This is a genomic window from Paenibacillus pabuli (assembly GCF_039831995.1).
In the GTDB taxonomy this organism is placed as follows: Bacteria; Bacillota; Bacilli; order Paenibacillales; family Paenibacillaceae; genus Paenibacillus; species Paenibacillus pabuli_C.
Map to the genome: position 1 here is coordinate 721,272 of NZ_JBDOIO010000004.1, position 23,792 is coordinate 745,063.

Consider the following 23,792-nt stretch of genomic DNA (forward strand, 5'->3'; position numbering starts at 1 on the left):
TTACACGTAGGAGCAATCGAAAGATCGTACTGCAATCGTAGTTAGTAGTGTAATATTCCTTTCTGAAATCATTGGAGGTACTCATTTTGGATCAGCAAGCAAGTAAGAAGAAGTTCAATAAGATGTATGCCATGCAGCTGGCGACGATCTTTATTGGTTTTATCGTGTTTGGCATATCGGAAAATATTAAAGGGCCGGCGATTCCGCGCATTCAATTTGACTTCAATCTGGACGAGAAGCAGCTCGGAACGTTGTTATCCCTGAACGCGCTGGGGTATCTGATCGCATGTTCGTTCACGGCTATCCTTGTCCGCAAATGGGGCATCAAGGCGGTTAGCATTATCTCCTTTGCCTCCATGATTCTCTCGGGTGTGTTCATTTATTTATCCCATACATATCCGCTCTTTGCTTCATCGTATTTCTTCATGTACATCGGTAACGGCATGCTGGAGATTGCGCTCGCGATTCTGGGTGCTCGCATCTTTGTGAAAAATACAGGCATGATGATGAACCTGTCCCATTTCTTCTATGGTCTGAGTTCAACCGTAGCTCCGCTTCTGGCAACGGGTGTCATGTCACTGACGGTGTTTGGGCATGAACTGGACTGGCGCGGTATGTATCTGGCCATGTTGTCCCTCTGCCTACTGCCTATTATTGCGGCAATGCTTAGTACGTTCCCGGGAGATGATCTTCCGCATGAAGACCGGGTTTCCTTGAAAATGCTGACACGTGATCCAGCCATCTGGATGATGGTGCTGATTCTTTCTTTTGGCGTGGTATCCGAACTGGCCGTAGGCGGCTGGCTTGTAAACTTCCTGGAAAAGGCGTATACCTGGGACACCGTGAAAGCTTCGGGGATGCTGTCTGCATTTTTCCTCAGCTTCTCGCTCGGGCGTCTGCTGCTCGGTCCGCTTACGGATCGGATTGGTTTTGTACTTTCATTGATTGTTTTCTCGGCTTTCTCAGCTATCTGCACGTTCGCGGCCATCGCGGGCGGTGAGGGGCTGGCGTTCCTGTTTGCCGTGTCTGGTGCAGGTATTGCGATGATCTATCCAACTGTGATGGCATTTATTGCGAAAAGGTATCCTAACGGAAGCGACACCGCCATTACGTTTGCGGTTACGCTGATGGGGGTCGGCAGCGTCATTGGTAACTATGCGATTGGCTGGGTTATTGAAGGCGTGAAGAACGCGTATGGTGCAGCTACTCCATTGGGGCTGCTTCGCGGTCTGCAGGCGGGTTATGGGTTTATCGGTTTATGTGCTGTGATCTGTGCGGCGTCGGGCGTAGTGTTGTTTGTGTATCTGAAACGGAAGCAGGAACTGATTTAGTTATCATTCAATTTAATTTTATCTTGTGAGATGGCATAGGAATCCTCGTTGGAGTTAAACGGGGGTTCTTTTATTTATTCTGATAGATTTTTAATCCTCTGAAAATGTTTCCCATTTATAGTATGATCATACTATCGATAGCTTCTGCAAACACGTACTCTATCATCTCTGTGGCTATCGGACAAGGTCGGGTCATCACGAACGAGTACGAAGACCACCCTATACATAAAGCAAAGGGGATAGAGACATGACAGTAACCTCGAATCTAGAACAGATCCGCATTATCGAATACGATCACGCCTACGCTGCCGCATTGGCAGATATGTGGAACCGCAGTAATGAAAGCTGGGGAGGAGGGACGAACCAGAGAACGGAGGATACCGTGCGCCGGGAGATGGAGAGTTCGTCCAATCTGCATGTGTTTCTTGCGGTTCATGAGCATGAAGTGGTTGGCTTTTGCAGCTTTGCCCACTACCGTTTCGATGAAGGCGCGCTGTATGTACCGTTATTGAACGTTCGCCCCGATTATCATGGCCATAAGGTCGGCCGCAATCTGATCCTGAACGCTGTTCGCAAAACCGTAGAAGCGGGATGGCCCCGCCTGGATCTGTTCACATGGGCAGGTAACACCAAGGCCGTGCCGATGTACAAGAAATGCGGTTTTTTCTGGGAGAAAAAAGAGGACAATGTACACCTGATGAACTTCATCCCGACCGTCTTGCAGACCGAAGCCCTCGCCCCATACTTTGAGGTGTTGGATTGGTACGCAGACAGTACGCGTGAACTCGTCATTGAGCCCGATGGCCGGCGTGAGCGTGGTTTTGATTTCTTCGATTACACTTGGAAAAAGGGAGACATCTCCTTGCGCGCCGAGTTCGAGAAGTCCGGTCGCGGCTTGACCGCGCTTGAAACGCCAGATTACGAAATCGCCACAGAGATGGACGACCATGATCTGGTGTTTGGCTCCACATACAAGGTTCGCTACCGAATCAAGAACTGCTCAGCATCTGAGCTGACGTTTGAAATCAAGGGACAGGATAACAAAAACATTCGTTTTGCTCTGGACACTGCACGAGCAGTAGCTCCGGGAGAAGTGATCATTGTGGAAGGCGAGTTCGATCTTGATCCGGTCACAGAGGAACAGAACCTGATGAAAACCCATCCTGTTGTCGCCAGCACATGGCTGATTGGCGGCAGAAAAGCGGAGTTTCGTATAGGCGTTGCACCGAAATTTCCGGCCAAGCTGAACATGGTGCTGCCCATGAAGGAACTGTACACAGGTGTCCCGGCCGAGCTGTTTATCAACGTGGAAAACAATTATGGTGCCGAAGCCGAGTTTGCTTTTGACCTACCAGAGGATGAATTCCTGGAATGGACAGAACCTTCGATACGCTTCACCGTGCCTGCGAAAGGCAAAGCTTCGATACCTGTATCCTTTACTTTGCGCTCGTATGGACTCTATTCGAGGAAGGTGGAGGTGACGGCCGTCCCGGCGGGTCACCAGCCAGTAGTTTTCACAAGCAAACTCTCCGTCCTGATGAAGGGGACCCAAGGCCGTTATGGCGGGGAGAACGGGGATCAGTGGGTGGCTGTCAATGGCGCATTCTCCCTTCATATGAGCAGACAAGATCATACGATGTGGATTGAATATCCGGGCTCTCACCACACGTTCTGGTGGACTTACCCGAAGCTGGGTAAGCCGTTTGCGGAGGAGTTCTCCAAGAAACAAGCCAAAGAAGTGAATATCTATCCCGAAGGGGACAGTCAGGTTCTCGAAGCTCTCTATGAATCGGAGGAATTCCCTGGTTTGCAGGTTAAATCATTGACCAAGCTGTCGGCAAACGGAATTACGGAATTTTACTATGAAATAAGCAATACACGCCGTACTGAGCTGGAAGAGAATATGTTTCTGATGACCAACTTCGGATTCTACGGCAATCGGCTGATTCTGCCGTACCAAGGTCGGTATGTGGACATGGGCGATGTGTATTCCAGCGATCCGGGTCATTGGGACAGCGCCCAAATCACAGAGAACTGGCTCTTCTGCAAGGAAGCGTACGGTGCATGCGGTATCTATTGGGACCCTTCCCTGAAGCTGCTTCGTCCGGAATACACATTGGGGCTGGAGCATGAGCTTGGCCAGATGCCGGCAGGGGCCGTTGTGCAGACCAAGAAGACTGTATTTGCGTTGAACACCTTCGTGAAGTGGCAGGATTTCCGTTCTTTTGCCCGTAAAGAGCGCGATCTGGTTGTACCTGTGCTGGATGACCATCTTGAACTGGTTCTAGGCGGTGGCAATCCGTTTGAAGGAGGGAAGCTGCAGGCAGAATGGATGGAGCGAAAAATGATACCACTAGCCGGAAATCTGGAGCTGTATGCGCAGAACGGTGGTGCATCGGAGGTTAAAGCTGCAGATATGGAATTAAACCGGGAGCAGGACCTTCGCTCTGTACAGTTGGAGTTCTCCCCTGAGGAAATCGTGGCAAAGGAAAATGGTGGAAATGGCTGGAAGATTCGAGCCGTATATCGCGGAGAGGATCGGATTCAGGAACGGACCGCTCTCTGGTTTCCGAAGACGCAATCCGCCGTTGACTGTGTGATTGAAGAAGGGCAGGCAGGTCCGGTGTACACGGTAAGCAATGGAGTTCTCTCGATCGCAGCAGCACCCGGGATCGGGAGCGTCGTGCATTCCTTGAAGTATCAGGGTGAGGAATGGCTGGACAGTTCGTATCCGGAAGCTGCTCCGCGTTCCTGGTGGAATCCATGGTACGGCGGGCTTGGCGTGGGAATCCCAGGTATGAATGGTTTTAGCCGTCAGCAAGAGCATAGAAGTACAGAATGGACGGAGCATAAGGATAATCACGGAAACGTCTGGAAAGGGATTTGCATGACAACCCGAATCGAGAAGCAGGAAGCGAATCGGGGAATCACGGTACAACAGCGTTACCTTATGCTGCCTGGCGTGCCTGTTCTCTGTTCGCTGCATTCAGTGACGAACGAAACCGGGTTGACGCTGGCGGATTACTCGCTTACGGAAGATCATTTCTTCAAGCCGTCACCAGTCTTTGCCGAAGGCTGGCTGGAACATCCCGAGCAAGGACGGTTCTCCTTGGGAAAGGTGGATGCGGGTCTCCAATTGAAGGGACTCTTGCGAGTAGGTGCAGTTACGCGTAAAAACATGCTTCATGCCGTAGATGCCTATCCAAATCATAATCCGTCGGTATATGTGAACAACCAGGTACTCAGCCACAATGTTCATCAACATCTGCCGGTATCCAATGGGGAGACTGTCTGGATGAAACCAACTTATCTGGTCTTAGGGCAGATTCCTCTGAATGCGGAAGATGTCCGCAGCCTGTTGAAGCTATCCTTTGGCAACACGACTGTTGAAAAGGAGAACACTCATGCCGATCATTGATATTCACATTCATCTGTCTGACATTGACAGCTTCCATCGAACGGCGATCGATCTGTCCCAAGTCGATTACTCTGCCGCCGGCCTCAAGACGGAGTTTGACAAGAACGACGTCATACTCGGTATTGGCATGGGAGTGACCGAGCAGACGAAGGGAGCCTTTCCGGACTCCAGTTCACCGAACCCGATGGGACTTGATCTGGAAGAAACGGTTCCGCCCTTTCTGATGGAATGTGTCGGCGTCAATCCGAACCGGCTTGGCGGTGAACACGCGCAGGAAGAATTGGACCGCATTGAAGCAAGGCTGCAAGCTCCCGAGGTAGCGGGTATCAAGCTGTACGCGGGGTACTATCATTACTATGTCCATGACAAGATATATACTCCGATCTATGAGCTGGCAGCCAAGTACAACATGCCCGTCGTGATTCATACGGGAGATACGTACTCGATGAATGGATTGCTAAAGTATGCCCATCCGCTGACTGTGGATGAGCTAGCATATCAACAGCGCGGGGTGAACTTCATGATCTGTCATTTGGGTGATCCCTGGGTGATGGATGCCGCCGAAGTGGTGGCGAAGAATCCTAACGTATATGCTGATTTGTCGGGACTCGTGGTTGGGGATCGTCCCCATTTTGAACGATTCATGAATGAACCGCTGTTCATGGACCATTTCCGCCGGGCGCTGGTGTATTCCGATCACTACGAGAAAATGCTGTTCGGAACCGACTGGCCGCTTGCACCGATTGATCTGTATGCCGAATTCGTCCGCCGACTCGTGCCCGAACAGCATCATGAGAAGGTATTCTACGAGAATGCATTCCGTTTATTTCCGCGCATTGAGCAGCGAATCGCACAGCTGGGTTAAAGAGAAAGGTTCAAGAAATAAATATATTTATAAACTGATACAATACCCTCGATACCACGTTTGTGTTCGTTGTAGTCGTTGACCGTGATTGTCTATCATAGAAGAAGCTCTTGCCACATGTGTGGCAGGAGCTTTTTTTACCACAAATAGCAATTTCGTAACGAAGGGTTATTGAGTTTTGCGGATAAGAGGCTCTTTCTAGTAAAACAACCTACTGCCACACACAAAAGAGAGCCTGACGACTAGGTCAGGCTCTTCTTGGCAACATACTTTGTCGTTGTAACATCTGAATCCTGTCGTTTCAGGAATTTTTTGCTTGGGCGATGCAGTAAAACAACTAATAAAGCATAAAGTTGAATAAGTGCGGCGACTAGCCCCTCATTCAATACACCCATAAATAAAGCGATACTCAGAAAAGTAACAGTGGATCTGAACTTTCGTTGGGTGATGGAAACGACAGCAAGCAAACTGGGAATGACCCAAAACATTATTCTGGCGGTTAGTTCGGCAGAGACGTCACCAAGATCGCTTCCTGTAATCGGAGGATCAAGATAGGCTTCTGGATTTTGACTGAAAATAGAAACAAATACGATAAAGGTGATAATGTAGAACACTATTTTGAAACTTAACAAGATGCGAACACCATTCAGCAATGCGGGTAACTTTGGTTTTAACATTCTATTCACAGACTCCATTCCGCTACTAAATCTATACTTGCAAATCCCGCTTGGAATACTGCCGCACATGGGCCTCCTGCTTGAGATACAACTTGCTCGGTTTATGGAGCAGGAGCACAAGCAGCATAAACAAATGCAGAACCACTAGAAAATTCTGAAGCAATCCGGCAGTGAACAAAAAGGTAAGAATCATGAAGGTTATTGTCCATTTATATCTTCTTTTTGCAATGAATATCATAGTCAGAATCGGAGGTCCCAGGATCAGCAGGGTACGAATTCCCGCATTCGTGAAGTACGCGACCTGATCGGATAGCGGAAATGCGGCATAATCTGCACTATGCAGCAGGATATCGTAGATTAAAAAGCCCATGGCAATCCCGATGTAGATTGTCTGGACCCCAAGCAGCGCGCGTATGACGTTTAATAATGTGGGCATTTTTGTATTCAATGTTGTTTCTCTCCCTAATGAGTATGTAGTTCTTTAATTATACGTAAGGGATGTCATATTTTGTATTAAACCAAAGTCTATAATTATTAATGGTTTGTCGCCCCCTTTGGCCTAGAACATTTCGGAAAGGGCGGCATAGGTACTGCATGAATGTGAAAAGCAGCGCGAAAACATCTGTTAGTCCAGGGTGTATACGCGTGCCTCCGCTCAAAAACATCCTCCTCAAATGCTTATACCACTGAAGAATTAATAGCTAGATACCGATATAAAGAAAATACATAAAGGTTGGACTACATCATGATGAAAATGGAAGGTGAAATGGTTTGAAGTTATTCGGTAAGGTGAAGGGAAGCATGGCGAACATGTCCTTTAGGGTCAGATTGCCGCTGATGATCAGTGTGTTGGTAAGTATCGTGCTGGTGGCGACGGCAATCCTATGTTATAGAGTGGCAGAAAGCATCACCCTGGACAAAAGCAAAGACGAAATTAAGGCGACTTCCGATCGGATCGGTGCTGGACTGTTTACCTCGCTGACCTTGGAGGAGCAGTCTACATTTTTGATTACTACACATCGTACATTTGAGGATTTGCTCGAAATCCGGAATTCGGGAGAACAGAGCGATGATGAATTTTTCTCGGAAAACAGTGAACTGATCGACAAAGCCAATGGCATATTGGCAGACAGTCTCGCAGGAATGGAAGGCAACAGCAATATTATTTTGCTGGACAAGGAAGGCGCTATTGTTGCAGCGAATGATCCGTCAGCCCTCAAGGGTGAACGTGCAGATCGTGATTATTTTAGGCAGGCCATTCAAGGGCGGAATGTCATCAGTGACGGGATTATCTCCAAAACGTTAGGTACGCTGGGAAATGCCTTTGCCATGCCGATTTACAATGATGACAATCAAGTGGAAGGTGTGCTGGTGTCTACTGCAACCACCTCGTTCTTCGTCAACCAGCTGCAGAATATCGAAATCAATGAAAAGGGTAGTGTCATTATTCTGGACCGTGTAGGTACGGTCATGTTTCATTCGTCAGATGAGACACTTGCTGGCCAGAAGATGGAGTCCGGGGAGTATCAGACATTGATTGATCTGCCTCCAAGCGAGCAGCTGCAGCAAGGGGAACTCAGTTCGGAAGAAAAAGTGGTATTCTACTCCAAAATTCCGCGCTCCGATTGGACGGTAATCGTGGAGGATTCGTACGAGGACGTGCGAAAGCCACTCGTATCCATGGCGAACAAAATGTATATCGTGCTGTTCAGTGCCATTGCGGTGTCCATCGCAGCTGGAATTCTGATCTCGCTCATGGTAACGAGACCGATTACGAGATTGAACGGATTGTTCAGACGGCTCGCAGGCGGAGATCTGACCGTTCAGGCAGAAGGCAAATACAGCGGAGAGTTCAAAGACCTGGCAGACAGCTTCAACACGATGGCGGGTGCCAACAGACAGTTGATCTCCAGCATGAACAGCTCCATTGGTACGTTGAACACCAGTACAACCGAGCTGGATCAATCCACACAGCAGACTTCCGCATCCATTGCGGATACAACGACGACGGCAATGGAAATCTCGCGGGCCATGGAATCACAGGCAAGCGATACGGAATCCATCGTGGATAAATTCATGAACGTGGGAAGCAAGATTGCCAGTGTGAGCGAGAAATCGCAGGCGGTGAAACGCAAAGCGGATGAGATTACCGACGCATTTGAAAACAATCATGAGGTCGTCGATAAGCTCATTGCCGTGAACAATCAGAACGAGATTGAAGTGGGTAATATTTCCAAAATTACTGTACAGCTCGCCGAGAGTTCCTCAGGTATTCATCAGATCACAGGTACCATTGCCGAGATTGCGAATCAGACGAAGCTGCTTGCACTTAATGCTTCCATTGAGGCGGCCAGAGCAGGCGATCAGGGACGCGGCTTCGCCGTCGTTGCCTCGGAGATCCGTAAACTGGCAGAGCAGACGACCGCCCAATCAGAGGATATCAAGCGGATTGTCATGCAGACGATTGAACATGTCGAGCAGAATAACCGCAGTGTACAAGCCATTGAGGCTATTGCCGAACAGCATAAGAGCAGTGTTGGACAAACCAAGGAAACCTTTACTTTTGTTACGCAAAATATGCATGAGATCATGGACCAGGTACAGGCCATTGCTTCCGAGATCGAATCCATTGAGCGTGACAAGGATGATGTTCTTGGGGCCGCACAGAACTTGTCTGCTTCCGGTGAGGAAGTATCGGCATCGGTTGAAGAAGTGACCGCAACAATGCAGGAGCAAGCGGGGATGACAGAGCATTTGGCAGAGATGGTGCAGACCATTGATGCGTTGACCAAACGGCTTGCAGAGGAAGCGTCGAAGTTTAAAACGAATTAATGAACAAAGACGTGTAAGGGACACCGATCTCCAAATGATCGATGATAACCCTACACGTCTTTTTGAATTTATAGCGATGATGAGATACTGGTCTTGGCAAAACGGGATAGGGCAAACCGTCCAATATCCTGATCCGTATGCCCTGTCTGGACCAAATCGGACAGGATCTGGCCAATCGCGCTAGCAAATTTGAAGCCATGACCCGAAAATCCGCCTGCCAGCCAAACATGCTCATGCAGCTGATGACGGTCGATAATAAAGTCCTCGTCAGGCGTCATTTCGTATTTGCATACACTGCCACGTTTCAAATGGCCTGCCGCCAGCGGCATTCGAAGCTCAAGCAGCCTCCGCAGTTCACCCTCGTCTGTTTCTTCCGTTCCGAACGGTGTCTGTGGTTCTCCAGGCGTCCATGTTGGTCCTGTATCATGACGGCCAATCTTCACTCCGGCCCCGCCGATGCTGGGGAATCCGTAATAGATCCCTTCCCGTTCAGATATCGTGAAACCAGGGAAATGTTCTTCGCCGAACAATGTTTCCGGTGCATCGAACCATCCTACGGTTTTACGAACGGCCCGGATCGGAAGATCCACAAACGGTTTCAATGTCTGAAACCAAGCACCCGTGCTGAGTATGAGCTTACTCGCGTGATATGTATCTCCGGCAGCGGTTTTTATGGATACGGATTGAGGTCCGCATTCGACATGTTCCACAGGGGTATGCGTCAGCAGGGTGGCACCTGCTTGTTCTGCGGCTTGCCGATATGCCTGAATGCAGCGTTCACTGAACAGATAACCAGCATCCGGTTCGTACATGCCTTCATAATGGTCAGGTATTGTAATCCCTGACCAACGCTTCATCACTTCATTTGCACGCAGCATTTCATACCGGACTCCGGCGTCATCTGCATGAGTCAACCGGTCGCGAAACGAATGGAACTCTGGATCAACCAGGTTGATAACCCCTGAACGAACAAGCAGGTTGTTGCCGGTGATATCCTCCAGCTCCTGCCATAAATTCTGGGCCAGAAGCGCCATCGCGATGTAATCAGGTCCCCCGCTGTACACATGGCGAATTAATCTGGACTCCCCATGATGGCTCCCTTCAGTATGCGGGGGATCAAAAGCATCAATCATCAGAGTTTTTAGCCCGCTTCGTGCCAGATAATAACCTGCACTCATCCCCATGGAGCCTGCTCCAACGATAATGACGTCATAGAAATGTGTAATAAGAGCTCCTCCTCTCGCGGATCTGTTAGGCTTGGGTAGCTTACATGATAATGTAGACTTGAAAGCGAGTTTGGTCAAGAGGCAGCTTATATAGAATGACATAGTGATAACCGAAAATTCGGAGTGTAAACACGGCTTTCCGTACCTTTCATAACAAAAGCCGGTCACTCCACCCTGGAGTACCGGCTTTTGCATATGTGATTAAGCGTCGTAAAATAGATCAGCGGACGAACCAACTGAGCGGCTCGGGTGAAGAGTTGACGGTATCCCGAAGATCATGGACCTTGACATTGCTGCCATAGATCATGGAATCACTGCTCAGCCGATAGGAAGGGAAGCTGTTTTCCGATTGCAGACGCAGGTTGGACTCGAAGTAGATCTGCTGTTGTTTGTTGATGAGAAAAGGAAGCGTACCGGATTCAATCGGAATGTCATCACTATCCGGTTCGTTAACGATCAGGAGGACCGCAGTGCCATCGCATCCGCATCCATCGGTGTCATAAAACAGCTTTAAATAGCCTGGCCGATCTCCCAGCATCGCGTTAAGTCTTGATTCTGCCAGCGGGCTGACCTGAATGATCATAACGTCGTTCACACTCCTCTAATCACCTTATGAATTCGCTTACAATCTAATATATGGGCGAGTGGTGTAAAATAGAAGAGGAATCGAGGCCAAAATAAAGGAAATTAACGAGAAATGGCTTCATGAATAAGCTTGCGAGCAATACATAAACGCTAATCCGTCTTACCGTATGATCTAACGAGAACAGGACAGTGTTTTGTCAGCGAAGGAGGTAAATTGGCATGAAAATCATGAAGCTAAACGACCAGCCGGTCGAGCAGTATGATTACCTGAATTCCATCCCCGGGGGAGAGGTGGCCGAGGCACAGCTGCCCATCTATCATGGTACGGTTTCCGGGCTGCCTGAGGGTGTGGATGCACTGATTGTGGCTTCGGATCTGCAGGGCATTGTGCCTGTCCCCCGGATGGAGACGCACACGATAACCGCCGATGCAGCAGCTGAATCCGACATGGATCTATTGCTCGGTGTAGTATTGCCCGCCCATGTCCAGCTGCTAAGCTGTTTATTTTGACCCGAGGTTGATGCATCAGAGTGAAACCCATTTCATCGCCCATCCTTATCTGGTATGATAAGCAGGAAAATTATAGACAAAGGAAGGTTCCACTTATGACACCGATCACCATTTATGACATCGCCAAAGAAGCGAACGTATCTGTAGCGACCGTCTCCCGGGTGCTCAACGACACGGCACCCGTGCGGGCAAGCACGAGAGAGAAGATCATGTCGATTATCGAAAAGCACCAGTTCCAGCCCAATGCGCAGGCACGCAGCCTGATCAAGAAAGAGACGGGCACGATCGCCATCATCCTTCCCGACATTACCAATCCGTTCTTCCCAGAAGTATTCTGGGGTGCCGAGAATGAGGCACGCGGCTTGGGATACACGTTCTTTCTGTGCAATACGGCGGGCGATTACAACCGGGAATCCGAGTATCTGTCCATTTTGCGGGAAAAACGGGTGGACGGCATTATTTTCCTCGGTGGAAGAATCAACATGCAGCATTGTCCGGACGACATGGCACAGGAATTGATCGACATGGGCAAACGCATGCCGATTGTATTGGTCAATGGCAATATTCCGAAAGGAGGATTCCACCGGGTTTACACGGATGAAGCGGCAGGGGCCGTACTCGCTGCGGAACATTTGGTGGAGCATGGACATCGGGACATCGCTTTTGTAGGCGGACTGAGAGAACTGTCCACAACGATGGTCAAGGTCAAGGCCGTGCAGAAAAAACTGCGGGAGCATGGACTCGAAATACCGAAAGACCGCCAGCTGCTCGGCAGTTTCTCCATCGATGACGGCAAACGGGAGATGTCCAAGCTGCTGGAGCAGGACAATCCACCGACAGGAGTCATCTGTGTGAATGATTATACCGCCATTGGTGCGATCAAGGCAACGATTGAACATGGCCTGTCGATTCCGCAGGATATTTCCATCGTGGGATTCGACGATACGCCGCTGGCCAGTGCGGTTATTCCGGAACTGACGACCGTGTCACAGAATACGTATCAGCTTGGCAAGCTGGCGGTGGATAAGCTGCATGAGCTGATTAATCAGGGACAGGCGAAGAAGCAGACCGTGCTGCAGCCGGAGCTGATCATCCGTCAGAGCACAGGACCTGCCAAGCGATAAAGGGGCGGACATCTAGAAAAGAAAGCGTTGACATTCCCTCGGAAGGTGAAATATAATGAGTCCGTAAATGAAACCCCTTTCATGATGTGGAACGGGTTTTAGTTTTAAGCTTTATGAAACCCATTTCATGAAATGGGTTTCATCGTGGTCATCCATTCATTATTTCGAGGGGGCGTACCGTATGAGAAGAAGTTTAAAGGTCATTTCGTTATTGATGTTGGTTATGGTCGTGGTTCTGACAGCTTGCAGCAGCGGAAACGGCGGCGATTCAGCCGGCGGGGCTGGAGGCAAGGTTGATCTGAGCATGACGATCTGGGGCTCGGAGGACGAGAAGAAGATTTACCAGGAGAGACTCGACATTGTGAAACAAACCTATCCCGATATTAACGTGAAGCTCAACGTGGTTGCCGGAGATTATGACCAAAAGGTACAGACCATGATCGCGGGGGGAACTGCACCCGACATCATGATGATTGCCGAGAACTATCAGGCGTACGCCTCCAAAAATCAGATTATCCCGCTGGATGAGATGATCCAAGCAAATAATGTCAACATGTCAGAACGCTATTCCGATGACATCGCGAACCTCATGAAATACGATGGCAAGCAGTTCGGCATGCCGGATCGCGCAGGCGCGATGGTACTCTTTTATAACAAGGATCTGTTCGACAAGGCTGGCGTGGAATACCCAACCAAGGATTGGACCCAGGAAGACCTGCTCGAAGCAGCCAAGAAGCTGACGGTGAAGGAGAACGGCAAGACGGTTCAATGGGGGTACTACCCAGGAAGCTGGTGGCCGCAATGGATGCAGTTGATCTACCAGAATGGCGGCTCGCTGTTTGACGAAAGTGGCAAGCCAACCTTCAATACCGAACCGGTGCGCAATGCACTGCAGTTCATGAATGACCTGATCTTCACGCACGGTGCAGGACCGACGCCGACAGAGATTGCCGACATGGGCAATATCGGTGCAGACCCGCTGTTCGCTCAGGGCAAAATCGCAATGGAAACAACCGGATTCTGGAACATCGGCTCACTGGCGAAGGTGGAAGGCATTAACTGGGATATCTCTCCGGTATGGGGTGAGACAAACGCATTCTTCAACGGCTTCACCATCACGAATGCGTCCAAACACAAGGAGGAAGCGTTCAAGATCATTGAAGCACTTACGACGCCTGAGGCACAGATGCCGATGATCAAGGCGGGACAGGATGCACCGGCTACGAAGGCGGGACTGTCCAGCGATGAATTCCTGAATGCGGAATATGGCGGCAAGAAGATCAACATGGCTGCTTTCAGTGAATCGACCATTTATGCAGAACCGTTCAACCCGCAATGGAACGAAATGATGAAACTGATCAATGACAAGCTTGGCGTTTACTTCAACAACAAGGCCTCACTGGATGATACGGTAACCGAAATTCAGAGTGGACTGGAACGACTCTACAAATAGCATGGACAGGGGGACAGATGGAGCGCAGCACATGAACTTGTGCGAATCTCCATCTGCTCTCTACGTCATGGGGAGGGCTTAACGTGAGAAAAAAAGACGGGAAATGGTTTTATCTCTTCATCTCGCCTTGGCTGATCGGTTTCCTGGGGCTTACCCTGGGTCCGATCCTGTTTTCCATCTATATGAGCTTCACCAACTGGGATCTGTTCCAGACCCCGGAATTTATCGGTATCGATAACTACAAAACGCTGCTCACCGATGATCCGCTGTTCTGGAAGTCCGTGGGCAATACGTTCTTCTATGCATTGATATCCATTCCGCTGGGGATGTCGATTTCCCTCTGGATTGCCTATTATCTGAACAAAAAAATCAAGGGCATTACCTTCTTTCGCATATTGTTCTATCTGCCGTCGGTCGTACCAGTCGTAGCAAGCTCGCTGCTCTTCATTCATTTGCTGGCACCGACCGAAGGATTGATCAACAAAGCTCTGTCCATCTTCGGCATTCCGGGTCCTGCCTGGCTGCTCGACCCGAACTGGGTCAAACCTGCATTGATTCTCATGTCCCTCTGGGGTGTTGGGGGTGGCGTGGTACTGCTGCTGGCGGGTATGAAAGGCATTCCCCAGGAGCTGTACGAGGCCGCTGCCATTGACGGGGCGAAGAGCACACAGTCTTTCTTCCATATTACTTTTCCAATGCTCACGCCCGTCATATTCTTCAACCTGGTTACCGGAATGATCGGAGCGCTGCAGACGTTCGCGCAGGTGTTCATCGTTACAGCGGGCGGCCCTGACAATGCGAGCCAGATGGTCGTTCCTTACCTGTTTCAAAATGCATTCCAGTTCTACAAAATGGGCTACGCCTCAGCCATAGCCTGGGTGCTGTTCATTATCATCATGGCACTCACCCTGGTTGTGTTCCGTTCATCGGCACTATGGGTGCACTACGAGGAGGGAAAAGCCAATGAGTAATCCATCCGCTGCAGAGAAAACGATATCCTACATTTTTCTGGTCCTGGTCGGGGTGCTGCTTGCTTCCCCCTTCCTGTACATGATCTCGATCGCGCTGGCGAGTGATGCAACGACGGTGAAATCAGCCTTTACATTCGTGCCGATGGAGTTTCAATGGTCGAACTTCTACACGATTTTCACCAACAACAACCTGGGCACTTATCTGAAAAATTCAATCATCATTACCGTGTTCACCATCGTGGGCTCGGTACTGTCAGCTTCCATCGTTTCTTATGGCTTCGCCCGCATCAAGGCCAAAGGCAGCCGGTTTCTGTTCATCGTTCTGCTGAGCACCATGATGATTCCGGGTGAGGTCACCATGGTGCCGCAGTTCATCATCTTCCGTCATCTGGACTGGATCAATACGTTTTATCCGCTCATCGTACCGAGCTTCTTCGCAGGGGCATTCAACGTATTCCTGATTCGCCAGTTCGTGATGAGCATTCCGAAGTCGCTGGATGAAGCGGCGATGATCGACGGCATGGGACATCCGGGCATCTACTGGAGGATCATCATGCCGCTGACGTATCCCATCCTGGCGGCCATTGCCATTTTCTCGTTTTCCTATAATTGGGGGAACTTCATGGGGCCGCTCATTTACATTAATGATCCGGAGAAGATGCCACTCGCACTCGGCGTTCAGCTTCTTACCACAGTAGGTGGCGGGCAGATGCCTCCTTGGAACCTGGTCATGATTGCTTCCTTGTTCCTAACCATTCCGATGGTGCTGGTCTATCTGTTTGGACAGCGTTATGTCTATGAAGCCAATATTAGCGGGGGCAGCAGCGGAATCAAGTAACGGGAGGTGTGTACATGGATTGAACCTGCCGTGAAAGTCAGTGGATGTCATGTTCGTGCATGGAGAAAGGGTTGGGTGAACCATGGCCGATAACAAACAACGCAGCAGCCGCAAAAGGAGCTATACCTTGATCGGTATGGCCCTGATTGTGCTTCTGGTGGGAGGAGGAATCATCGTGAATCATTTTGCCAATGAAAGATCCAGGACGCTTGCATTTGAGAGTGAGCCGGTACGTTTGCAACTGGAAAAGTCCTATGACCATTTTGAAGGATGGGGCACGTCACTCGCGTGGTGGGCCAACGATCTGGGGGGATGGAAGGATCAGGCCAAGGTCGATGAAGTGATGGATCTGGTGTTTGATGCGGAAAAAGGGCTGGGACTGAACATCGTCCGTTACAATATCGGCGGAGAGGAAAACCCGGAGATGAAGGCGCTTCGCCCCGGCGGAGATGTTCCCGGCTTCCAGCCTGAACCGGGCGTGTGGGACTGGAAGGCGGATGCAGGGCAGCGGTCTGTATTACAAGGCTCCCTGGAACGCGGAGTCAACATTGCTGAAGCGTTCTCCAACTCACCACCGTATTGGATGACGATCAGCGGATCGGTCACGGGTGCCGTGGACGGCGGCAATAATCTGCGTGAGGATCAGTATGATGCCTTTGCCGATTATTTGACCGAAGTGGTGAAGCATTACCGGGATGAGTGGGGCATTACGTTCCGGACGCTTGATCCGCTGAATGAACCTTCCTCGGACTGGTGGAAGAAAGGTAATATGCAGGAGGGCAGCCATTTCACCAATGACAAGCAGGCTGAGATTATTAAGAAGGTGGCTGCATCCCTGAAAAGCAAGGGGTTGGATGGAACGGTGATCAGTGCTGCGGACGACAACAGCATTGATGAGACGGTGCACAACTTCAGCATCTATGATCAGGATACGCTGGATGTGATCGCCCAGATCAACACCCACTCTTATAATGGAAGCAAAATGGAGGAACTGCGGACCCTGGCTGAGCGGCATGGCAAGAAACTGTGGATGTCTGAGTATGGTACAGGAGGCAGTGAACCACATCATCACGAGGATATGACATCCGTACAGGAACTGGCGGAGCGGATAATGTTTGATCTGAAGATTATGCAGCCTTCCGCCTGGGTCTACTGGCAGGCAGTTGAAGATGAAGGTGCGAATAATAACTGGGGCTTCATCCATGCTAATTTTAACGGGGAAGAGCAGTATGAGATGACGAAGCAGTATTACGGCATGGCCCAGTTCACCAAGTTCATTCGTCCGGGTACGAAGATTATACCGACCGATGATGGACGTACGCTGGCTGCCTATGACGCAGATCGCAAGAGACTGGTGTTGGTCATTCGTAATGAACTGTCTGCCGGGAAAAAGGCGTTTGATTTGCAGTCTTCTTTTGACGTTGCAAATTCGTCCACCGCGCAGGTGTACCAGACCTCACCGGACCGGAATATGGAACAGCTTGAGGATATTCCGGTGTATGCCAATGGATTGGAAGTGTCTGTGGCGGACAATTCCGTGACAACCGTCGTTCTGGAAGGTGTAACGCTGAAAGCGGGCCAATAGATGAAACAGGCGCAGACAGGCTCGCTTGATTAGGGATAAACGAAAGACATATGAACTCACATACAAAAGAAGGAGGGGAATGCGTTGACAGAGAAACCATCCCTTTTGCTTCATGAGCAGGAGCAGATTACAGATCCTGGGGCTGACAACCGTGTTTCTTCGGAATGGAGTTATGACCGGCATAGCTTCATGTGGAATGGACAACGTGTATTTCTGAACAGTGCAACCATACATTACTTCCGGATGCCAAGGGAAGAGTGGCGGGAGGTATTGGTTAAAGCGAAACTGGCCGGTATGAACTGTATCGATACGTACTTTGCCTGGAACGTGCATGAACCCGAGGAAGGACAATGGGCGTTTGATGGAGATCACGACTGCGGGGCTTTCCTGGATCTGTGTGCCGAACTGGGCATGTGGGTCATCGCACGTCCAGGACCGTTCATCTGTGCGGAATGGGATTTTGGCGGATTTCCTTATTGGCTGGAAACGAAACCGAACATGAAATTCCGTGAAAACAACGAAACCTATCTGCACTATGTGGACCTGTACTTCGACCGGATCGTACCGATTATTCGGGAGCGCCAGGTTTCCGCAGGGGGCAGCGTCATTTTGGTACAGGTCGAGAACGAATACGGTTATCTGATGGATGACGTCGCAGCAAGCGACCATATGTATTATCTTAGGGATGGGTTGCTCCGTCGCGGAATCGATGTTCCGCTTATCACCTGTGTGGGTGGGGCAGAGGGCACGATCGAGGGGGCCAATTTCTGGTCAGGCGCTGACGGGCATTATGCGAAGCTGCGTGCCAAACAGCCGGATACACCGAAGATGGTTACGGAATTCTGGACCGGCTGGTTCGAAAACTGGGGCGGCCCATCTGCCATTCAGAAAACGGCGCCATTACTGGAAAAGCGACTGATGGAAATTCTCCGTGCCGGATATACCGGAATCAGCCATTACATGTTCTATGGCGGGACCAACTTTGGCGGATATGGCGGAAGAACCGTGGGCAGCAGTGATATATTCATGATCACTTCGTATGACTATGATGCCCCGCTGAATGAATACGGGCGTGTGACGCCGAAGTACGCGGTGACCAAGAAGTGGTCCTATTTCGTGAATGCTTTCGGAGCGTTTCTCATGGCATCCGAAGAGATTCCGGAAGCAGAGATTGGCGTACGCCACCCTTCAGGAATCTCCGTGCGGGGCCGGCGTTTCGGCGACCAGAATATCTGGTTCCTGGAGAGTCACCTGGATGAACGTCAGACGGTTCCAATTACGCTGGAAGAAGGATGGACACTTCCTGTTGCCTTGGGTCCTGGACAGATCGTTCCGGTTTTTGACCGGATTCGGATCGCGGATGATGTCTTTCTGACCGGTGGTGCATGGATTGCAGGCAACGAAATCGTGAGTGGAGAACGAACATTGTTCATTGTAGGAGATACGGGACAGCGTTCGGTTGTGGAGCTGGAGGCCCCGTCACTGCGAGTGATCAGCAGCAGCATGCAGCTTCTGCTTGATCATGACCCGGTAAGCGATGTCCGGCGTTTGGATTTGTATCATTTCCGCGAACCCGGGACGGTTCGTCTGGAGGCTGGCGGCGTCCCGCTCCGCATCATTGTGCTGGATAGTGAAGCCATGGATCGTACCTGGAGAATCGAAGGTGTGAGTCAGGAACAGCTGCGTTATGCCATTGGATTGGATGATGTCAACCTTCTGCCATCCGGGCAGGTCGAGGGCATGATCTCCGATCCGGATCGGTCCATTCTGCTGCTTGGTGGCTGGCCCGGTGGTGAACAGATGCTGACCGGACGCGAGTTTATCCATCGGGTTACCGCAGCGGAGTCCAATTGTGCGGAGGATACACATCATAATCATGCAGCAAAGGGAACTCACCATGAGCAGCTGCCCACGCTGCCGATGCCTCCAAGGTTGCCCGAATCCCCGGACGTGTCACGCATAACGTTGGAAGCGATAGGACAATCACCAAGCGGTCAGCCGGAACACTTCGCTAAGTACGGGCAGGATTACGGATATCTGCTCTATGAATGTGACTTCCACAGTGAGGATGGCGGTACGAGCAATCTCATTCTGCCGGATCTTCAGGATACGGCCAGAATATACCTTGGTGGCGCGGAACAGGCTCTGGTGAGGCAGGTTGGCGCTGCGGCGATCCAGGTGAGGACTGTGGAAGGAAAGAACCGGCTTCAGATCCTGATCCAGCACATGGGACGACTGAATTTCTCGCCACATCTGGGAGAAAGCAAAGGATTGTCAGGGCCTGTGTATCTTGGCGGTTCCGTACAGGACATCCGGCGGGACTGGCAAGCAGCAAGTGGGATTGTTCATCTGGATGAAGTACATCATCTGGAGGAAAAGGAAAATACGCTTCTCAGCCGGAGTTTTACCCTGGATGGCATGGATCGTGCCATTCTGGTTGGAGCTGTGAGCAGGGGGCTGCGGGTTAATGGCATCGATGTACCGCTCGAAGGATATCAGGACTGGTTTTCATTTCACACGGTGGATCTGTCACTCTATTTGAAACCGGGTGAGTTCAACACACTGGAGATGCCTTACAGCAGAACTCCGCTGAATCGGCTGGAGCTGATCATGTACCGAAGTGAAGATGAGCTGACAGACTGGCGGATGGCAGGTAACGAAGCTCTGCTTCCCAAGCAGTGGGGAACACTAGATACATCCGATGAAACAGATAATCAAATGGGAGCTGAAAGTGCCGCTCAGTATGGTGGCAATCGTATGGCCAATCCGCTAATTGATCGTTCATATGGCCAGCCAATGTGGTACCGTTGGAAGTTCTCCCGGCCTAGTGTGCCGGAACATTACCAAGTGAATCTGATGGTGCGTCTTACTGGAATGAGCAAGGGAACGCTACATTTGAATGGACATCATCTGGGCCGCTATTGGCAGATTGGTCCGCAGGAAGATTACAAAGTTCCTGTTTCCTGGCTCCAGGATGAGAATGAACTGCTCATATTTGATGAGGAAGGTTGTACACCTGATCGAATACGACTTCTGTATGATGGGCCGTCCCGATATCCATGGGTTGTAATCGAATAGCCAGCAAGTGTGAACAGGCACGGTTAGCCGTGTGCAGCAAGACTCCTTTTTGAATAGTACGGTGATTGTTTGGATCATCTGCTATGCAATAAAGGAGTCTTTTGTTCATGATTTTGGTACAATGGCTAGGAAACATCTGTATATAGATTAGAAGATTTAGATAACAGCTTTGCTTAAAGGAGACGATCCATGAATACCCCGTTTGCGTTTGACGAATTTCCTATTCTTAAGACCGACCGTTTCAACCTGCGCGCCGCAGCTGAACAGGATGCTCCAGATATTTTGGCGTTGTATTCCAATGAGACCGTTGTGGAATTTATGCCGTTTACGCCTTTTGAAAGGGTGGAAGATGCACTGGATGAGATGGGTTGGTATGCGAAGATTTTCAGGGAGCAGTCCGGTTTGCGCTGGATGATTGAAGATGTGGAGTCCGGTAAAGTGGTGGGTACCTGCGGATTCCTGAATAGAGAAGAACTACATAACCGTGCAGAGATCGGATACGATTTGCATCCCGAGTATTGGGGGAAGGGCGTCATGACCGAGGTAGCACGTGCCGTGCTGGATTTTGGCTTCATGAACATGCAGCTGAACAAGATTGAAGCGAAAGTGGAACCGAAGAATGAGGCCTCGATCAGGCTGCTGCACAAGCTTGGTTTTCAACAGGAAGGACTGCTGCGGCAGCATGAGTTTGAAAAGGGACGGTACATCGATCTTGCGGTGTTCTCCAAGTTAAAGAGCGAGGTATAAGGCAATATAAGCTGGTTAGGAATCACATAGGCTAAAAGCCGCGCATCTCCCATTCCAATTATCCAGGCGGATAGCCTTGTCCTGATGAATTCGCCCATGCTATATTGGGGAGATGTGAGGAGATGAGGATATGAAGCTGGTGTCCTGGAATGTGAATGGGTTAAGGGCATGCGTTACCAAAGGATTCATGGATTATTATAAAGAAAGCCAGGCAGATATTTTCTGTGTACAGGAAACCAAACTTCAGGCAGGCCAGATTGAGATGGACCTTGGGGAAGAGGTATACCAATACTGGAACTATGCCATCAAAAAAGGGTATTCCGGTACAGCCGTATTTACCCGGATCAAGCCGTTATCCGTCCGTTACGGGATGGAGGAAGACAGTGAACCGGAAGGCCGGATGATTACGCTGGAATTTGACCGTTTTTATCTGGTGAATGTCTATACTCCCAATGCGAAGCGTGATCTCACCCGTCTTCCGTACCGACTGGAGTGGGAGGATCGTTTCCTGAAATATATCCTGCAGCTTGAGCAGACCAAGCCGGTCATCGTCTGTGGTGACCTGAATGTGGCTCATCAGGAGATTGACCTGAAGAATCCGAAGCCCAATATGGGCAACTCCGGATTTACGCTGGAAGAGCGAGGGAAGATGACCGAACTGCTGGCGGCGGGATATGTGGACAGCTTCCGGCATTTGTATCCAGATCGCACGGACGTATATAGCTGGTGGTCTTATATGCCGAAGGTACGGGAGAGGAATGTGGGCTGGCGCATTGATTATTTTCTTGTGTCCAATCAATTGGCACCGCTGGTCGAAGATGCGAACATTGACTGTCATGTGCTGGGCAGTGACCACTGTCCAGTCGGTCTGACGCTGCAACTGTAGCAGGCGCTGAATAGGCTAAACTTTAGAATAAGGTGCGAACCGCGAGTTTCCGATAATACATTGGAGATTTGCGGTTTTTTGGTGTGGCCGGGCTGTCTGTCTCCTCTTATGGATACTAGACAGCCCCTCCTCCGCCCGCAGGGTAAGTCATGAACTGGACTTTGGTTGGGGGAAGAACTGGACCCCGGATTGTTCCGCTTATAACGGATCTTAGGTAGGATTGAAGAATACATATATGAGTGTTGTTCAAGACATAGAAGAAAATGAGATTAGCGTGTAAGGGGTAGAGGAGCGATGAACAAGGGGTTACGAAGAGGACTGAAAGTATTGGGTGGACTGATGCTTGCGGCAGGTCTGCTGCTGCTTACAGGTACGGCTTACGAGGCTTATCAGTCTGCACAGGATATGAAGTCATACACGCCGCCTGGTAGGCTGTATGAAGTAAGTGGACGCAATATGCACCTCTACTCGGCAGGAAAGGGATCTTCGACAGTTGTCCTCGCATCAGGATGGGGAACACCGAATCCCTACGTGGATTTCAGTCCGCTGTACGACAAGCTGAAATCCCGCGTGAAAATTGCCGTATATGACCGATTCGGGTATGGATACAGCGACTATACGGAGCAGCCGCGTGACATCGATACCATTGTAGATGAAGTTCATCAATTGCTGCGCAAATCCGGTCAGCGACCACCGTATATCATGGTGGGCCACTCCCTGGGATCTCTGGAGACGCTTCGATATGCACAATTGTATCCGGATGAGGTGGCAGGTATCGTCATGATCGATGGGGGCAGTCCTGAATATTACAGCACAGTGGAGATGGATGCGCCAGACTGGTATTTCGATTCAGCAAGGTTTCTGGTGAAAACAGGCATTGCACGTACATTGCTGCATTCGGATCGGATGATGGCAACGCTGGTTATTGACCCGGATCTGGTTGCAGAACCGATGAAAAAGGCCGCTACCAGTTCGACGCTGAAGCATGCGTACAATGACAACGTGATGGATGAGATCCATCGTTCCAGGATCAACGCAGCCCGCGTGCTGGAGAACAAACAGGAATTTTCTTTTCCCCTAACGATCCTGACGGCGGGATCAGACCAACCAAGTGAGGGAAGCCAGGCATGGCAGGCAGATCAAGCCGAGTTTGCCTCATGGTCCATACAGGGAAGACAGCAGATCGTTCCTCACGCGGAGCATTACATCCATAACAGTCAACCGGATGACGTAGCGGATGCCATATTGGAAATGGCTAAGTCAACAGGCAGCAAATGAATCATATGATCCCCGAAACAGACAGCGAACAGGAGGCAGAATGGATGAGAAAATTAAGGGTCGTAACGAAATTCACATCCTTGCTCCTGGCAAGCGGTTTACTCTCTCTCTTGATTCTAACCCTATCTTTCTTGTGCTTCACCGCCAGAGTGGATGCAGCATCTGTTACACATTTTGCCGAACCGTCGGATTACATCATTCACATGTTTCATTTGTTTTTCTAGATCCACGATAAGGGAAGGATGGCTCTCGCTTTGCATGAAAGCAGCCTGCTGCTGCCATTTATGCAAAGTATTTTTTATTTCGACTGGAAACCTAACAAGTTACATGGTATGTTATATCTTTATACGAGAGTAGTAGACAACTATAGAAGAGGACAGGAGAGGAT

The 23,792-nt window shown here is 50.1% G+C and carries 19 protein-coding genes; 15 read left to right on the top strand and 4 right to left on the bottom strand.

Annotated elements, in window-relative coordinates; all coding sequences use genetic code 11:
• The first annotated feature begins 122 nt into the window (after window positions 1-122).
• The 3 genes from ABGV42_RS22875 to ABGV42_RS22885 all read left to right on the top strand — a co-directional run bounded on the left by ABGV42_RS22875 (window position 123) and on the right by ABGV42_RS22885 (window position 5,614).
• On the top strand, window positions 123-1,331 hold the full coding sequence (locus tag ABGV42_RS22875; protein WP_127538864.1) for an MFS transporter: 1,209 nt from the start codon (window positions 123-125) through the stop codon (window positions 1,329-1,331).
• Window positions 1,332-1,578: 247 nt separating this feature from the next.
• Window positions 1,579-4,749: a GNAT family N-acetyltransferase gene (locus ABGV42_RS22880; protein ID WP_347383823.1), complete on the top strand. Its 3,171-nt coding sequence runs from the start codon at window positions 1,579-1,581 to the stop codon at window positions 4,747-4,749.
• Window positions 4,736-5,614 (top strand): amidohydrolase family protein, encoded by an 879-nt coding sequence (locus tag ABGV42_RS22885; RefSeq protein ID WP_347383824.1) that lies wholly within the window; start codon window positions 4,736-4,738, stop codon window positions 5,612-5,614. The genes ABGV42_RS22880 and ABGV42_RS22885 overlap by 14 nt, the downstream gene beginning before the upstream one ends.
• A 242-nt stretch (window positions 5,615-5,856) precedes the next feature.
• Here the strand turns inward: ABGV42_RS22885 and ABGV42_RS22890 are convergent, their stop codons facing one another.
• Together ABGV42_RS22890 and ABGV42_RS22895 are read right to left on the bottom strand one after the other, a co-directional pair.
• The gene (locus tag ABGV42_RS22890; RefSeq protein ID WP_347383825.1) at window positions 5,857-6,291 is read right to left on the bottom strand and encodes a hypothetical protein; all 435 of its coding nucleotides are present in this window, start codon (window positions 6,289-6,291) and stop codon (window positions 5,857-5,859) included.
• Window positions 6,292-6,322: 31 nt separating this feature from the next.
• Window positions 6,323-6,739 (bottom strand): hypothetical protein, encoded by a 417-nt coding sequence (locus ABGV42_RS22895; RefSeq protein WP_347383826.1) that lies wholly within the window; start codon window positions 6,737-6,739, stop codon window positions 6,323-6,325.
• A gap of 353 nt (window positions 6,740-7,092) precedes the next feature.
• On the opposite strand from ABGV42_RS22895, the gene ABGV42_RS22900 reads away from it, so the two are divergent.
• Window positions 7,093-9,123 (top strand): methyl-accepting chemotaxis protein, encoded by a 2,031-nt coding sequence (locus ABGV42_RS22900; protein ID WP_347383827.1) that lies wholly within the window; start codon window positions 7,093-7,095, stop codon window positions 9,121-9,123.
• 68 nt (window positions 9,124-9,191) lie between these two features.
• Here the strand turns inward: ABGV42_RS22900 and solA are convergent, their stop codons facing one another.
• Both solA and ABGV42_RS22910 read right to left on the bottom strand, forming a co-directional pair.
• A complete protein-coding gene (solA, locus tag ABGV42_RS22905; protein WP_347384467.1) occupies window positions 9,192-10,349 on the bottom strand; it encodes an N-methyl-L-tryptophan oxidase in 1,158 nt (385 codons plus the stop codon).
• A 220-nt stretch (window positions 10,350-10,569) separates the two neighbouring features.
• Window positions 10,570-10,944: an iron-sulfur cluster biosynthesis family protein gene (locus ABGV42_RS22910; RefSeq protein ID WP_347383828.1), complete on the bottom strand. Its 375-nt coding sequence runs from the start codon at window positions 10,942-10,944 to the stop codon at window positions 10,570-10,572.
• Window positions 10,945-11,153: 209 nt separating this feature from the next.
• Between ABGV42_RS22910 and ABGV42_RS22915 the strand changes: the two genes are divergently transcribed.
• The 11 genes from ABGV42_RS22915 to ABGV42_RS22965 all read left to right on the top strand — a co-directional run bounded on the left by ABGV42_RS22915 (window position 11,154) and on the right by ABGV42_RS22965 (window position 23,628).
• Window positions 11,154-11,444 carry a hypothetical protein gene (locus ABGV42_RS22915; protein ID WP_347383829.1) on the top strand — a complete coding sequence of 97 codons (291 nt, stop codon included), beginning with the start codon at window positions 11,154-11,156 and terminating at the stop codon, window positions 11,442-11,444.
• Between the two features lie 95 nt (window positions 11,445-11,539).
• Complete coding sequence (locus tag ABGV42_RS22920) at window positions 11,540-12,568, top strand: LacI family DNA-binding transcriptional regulator (protein ID WP_347383830.1); 1,029 nt, start codon at window positions 11,540-11,542, stop codon at window positions 12,566-12,568.
• Window positions 12,569-12,749: 181 nt separating this feature from the next.
• Window positions 12,750-14,021: an ABC transporter substrate-binding protein gene (locus ABGV42_RS22925; protein WP_347383831.1), complete on the top strand. Its 1,272-nt coding sequence runs from the start codon at window positions 12,750-12,752 to the stop codon at window positions 14,019-14,021.
• Window positions 14,022-14,104: 83 nt separating this feature from the next.
• Window positions 14,105-14,992, top strand: coding sequence for a carbohydrate ABC transporter permease (locus ABGV42_RS22930; protein WP_095289650.1), 888 nt, complete (start codon window positions 14,105-14,107; stop codon window positions 14,990-14,992).
• The gene (locus ABGV42_RS22935) at window positions 14,985-15,830 is read left to right on the top strand and encodes a carbohydrate ABC transporter permease (RefSeq protein ID WP_347383832.1); all 846 of its coding nucleotides are present in this window, start codon (window positions 14,985-14,987) and stop codon (window positions 15,828-15,830) included. Before ABGV42_RS22930 ends, ABGV42_RS22935 begins: the two co-directional genes overlap by 8 nt.
• A gap of 82 nt (window positions 15,831-15,912) precedes the next feature.
• Complete coding sequence (locus tag ABGV42_RS22940; protein ID WP_347383833.1) at window positions 15,913-17,415, top strand: glycoside hydrolase family 30 protein; 1,503 nt, start codon at window positions 15,913-15,915, stop codon at window positions 17,413-17,415.
• A gap of 84 nt (window positions 17,416-17,499) precedes the next feature.
• A complete protein-coding gene (locus tag ABGV42_RS22945) occupies window positions 17,500-20,493 on the top strand; it encodes a beta-galactosidase (RefSeq protein ID WP_347383834.1) in 2,994 nt (997 codons plus the stop codon).
• A 189-nt stretch (window positions 20,494-20,682) separates the two neighbouring features.
• On the top strand, window positions 20,683-21,240 hold the full coding sequence (locus ABGV42_RS22950; protein WP_347383835.1) for a GNAT family N-acetyltransferase: 558 nt from the start codon (window positions 20,683-20,685) through the stop codon (window positions 21,238-21,240).
• A 130-nt stretch (window positions 21,241-21,370) separates the two neighbouring features.
• Window positions 21,371-22,126, top strand: a complete 756-nt coding sequence (locus ABGV42_RS22955; RefSeq protein ID WP_347383836.1) for an exodeoxyribonuclease III — start codon at window positions 21,371-21,373, stop codon at window positions 22,124-22,126.
• 294 nt (window positions 22,127-22,420) lie between these two features.
• Window positions 22,421-23,404, top strand: a complete 984-nt coding sequence (locus ABGV42_RS22960) for an alpha/beta fold hydrolase (protein WP_347383837.1) — start codon at window positions 22,421-22,423, stop codon at window positions 23,402-23,404.
• Between the two features lie 44 nt (window positions 23,405-23,448).
• Window positions 23,449-23,628: a hypothetical protein gene (locus tag ABGV42_RS22965; protein ID WP_347383838.1), complete on the top strand. Its 180-nt coding sequence runs from the start codon at window positions 23,449-23,451 to the stop codon at window positions 23,626-23,628.
• The last annotated feature ends 164 nt before the right edge of the window (window positions 23,629-23,792 follow it).

Bases quoted from the DNA above. Each gene is read 5' to 3' on its own strand.
- ABGV42_RS22955 (WP_347383836.1), top strand. From the start codon at position 21,371: ATGAAGCTGGTGTCCTGGAATGTGAATGGGTTAAGGGCATGCGTTACC.
- ABGV42_RS22940 (WP_347383833.1), top strand. From the start codon at position 15,913: ATGGCCGATAACAAACAACGCAGCAGCCGCAAAAGGAGCTATACCTTG.
- ABGV42_RS22950 (WP_347383835.1), top strand. From the start codon at position 20,683: ATGAATACCCCGTTTGCGTTTGACGAATTTCCTATTCTTAAGACCGAC.
- ABGV42_RS22925 (WP_347383831.1), top strand. From the start codon at position 12,750: ATGAGAAGAAGTTTAAAGGTCATTTCGTTATTGATGTTGGTTATGGTC.
- ABGV42_RS22885 (WP_347383824.1), top strand. From the start codon at position 4,736: ATGCCGATCATTGATATTCACATTCATCTGTCTGACATTGACAGCTTC.
- ABGV42_RS22965 (WP_347383838.1), top strand. From the start codon at position 23,449: ATGAGAAAATTAAGGGTCGTAACGAAATTCACATCCTTGCTCCTGGCA.
- ABGV42_RS22935 (WP_347383832.1), top strand. From the start codon at position 14,985: ATGAGTAATCCATCCGCTGCAGAGAAAACGATATCCTACATTTTTCTG.
- ABGV42_RS22890 (WP_347383825.1), bottom strand. From the start codon at position 6,291: ATGTTAAAACCAAAGTTACCCGCATTGCTGAATGGTGTTCGCATCTTG.
- ABGV42_RS22920 (WP_347383830.1), top strand. From the start codon at position 11,540: ATGACACCGATCACCATTTATGACATCGCCAAAGAAGCGAACGTATCT.
- ABGV42_RS22915 (WP_347383829.1), top strand. From the start codon at position 11,154: ATGAAAATCATGAAGCTAAACGACCAGCCGGTCGAGCAGTATGATTAC.
- ABGV42_RS22960 (WP_347383837.1), top strand. From the start codon at position 22,421: ATGAACAAGGGGTTACGAAGAGGACTGAAAGTATTGGGTGGACTGATG.
- ABGV42_RS22880 (WP_347383823.1), top strand. From the start codon at position 1,579: ATGACAGTAACCTCGAATCTAGAACAGATCCGCATTATCGAATACGAT.
- ABGV42_RS22875 (WP_127538864.1), top strand. From the start codon at position 123: ATGTATGCCATGCAGCTGGCGACGATCTTTATTGGTTTTATCGTGTTT.
- ABGV42_RS22900 (WP_347383827.1), top strand. From the start codon at position 7,093: ATGGCGAACATGTCCTTTAGGGTCAGATTGCCGCTGATGATCAGTGTG.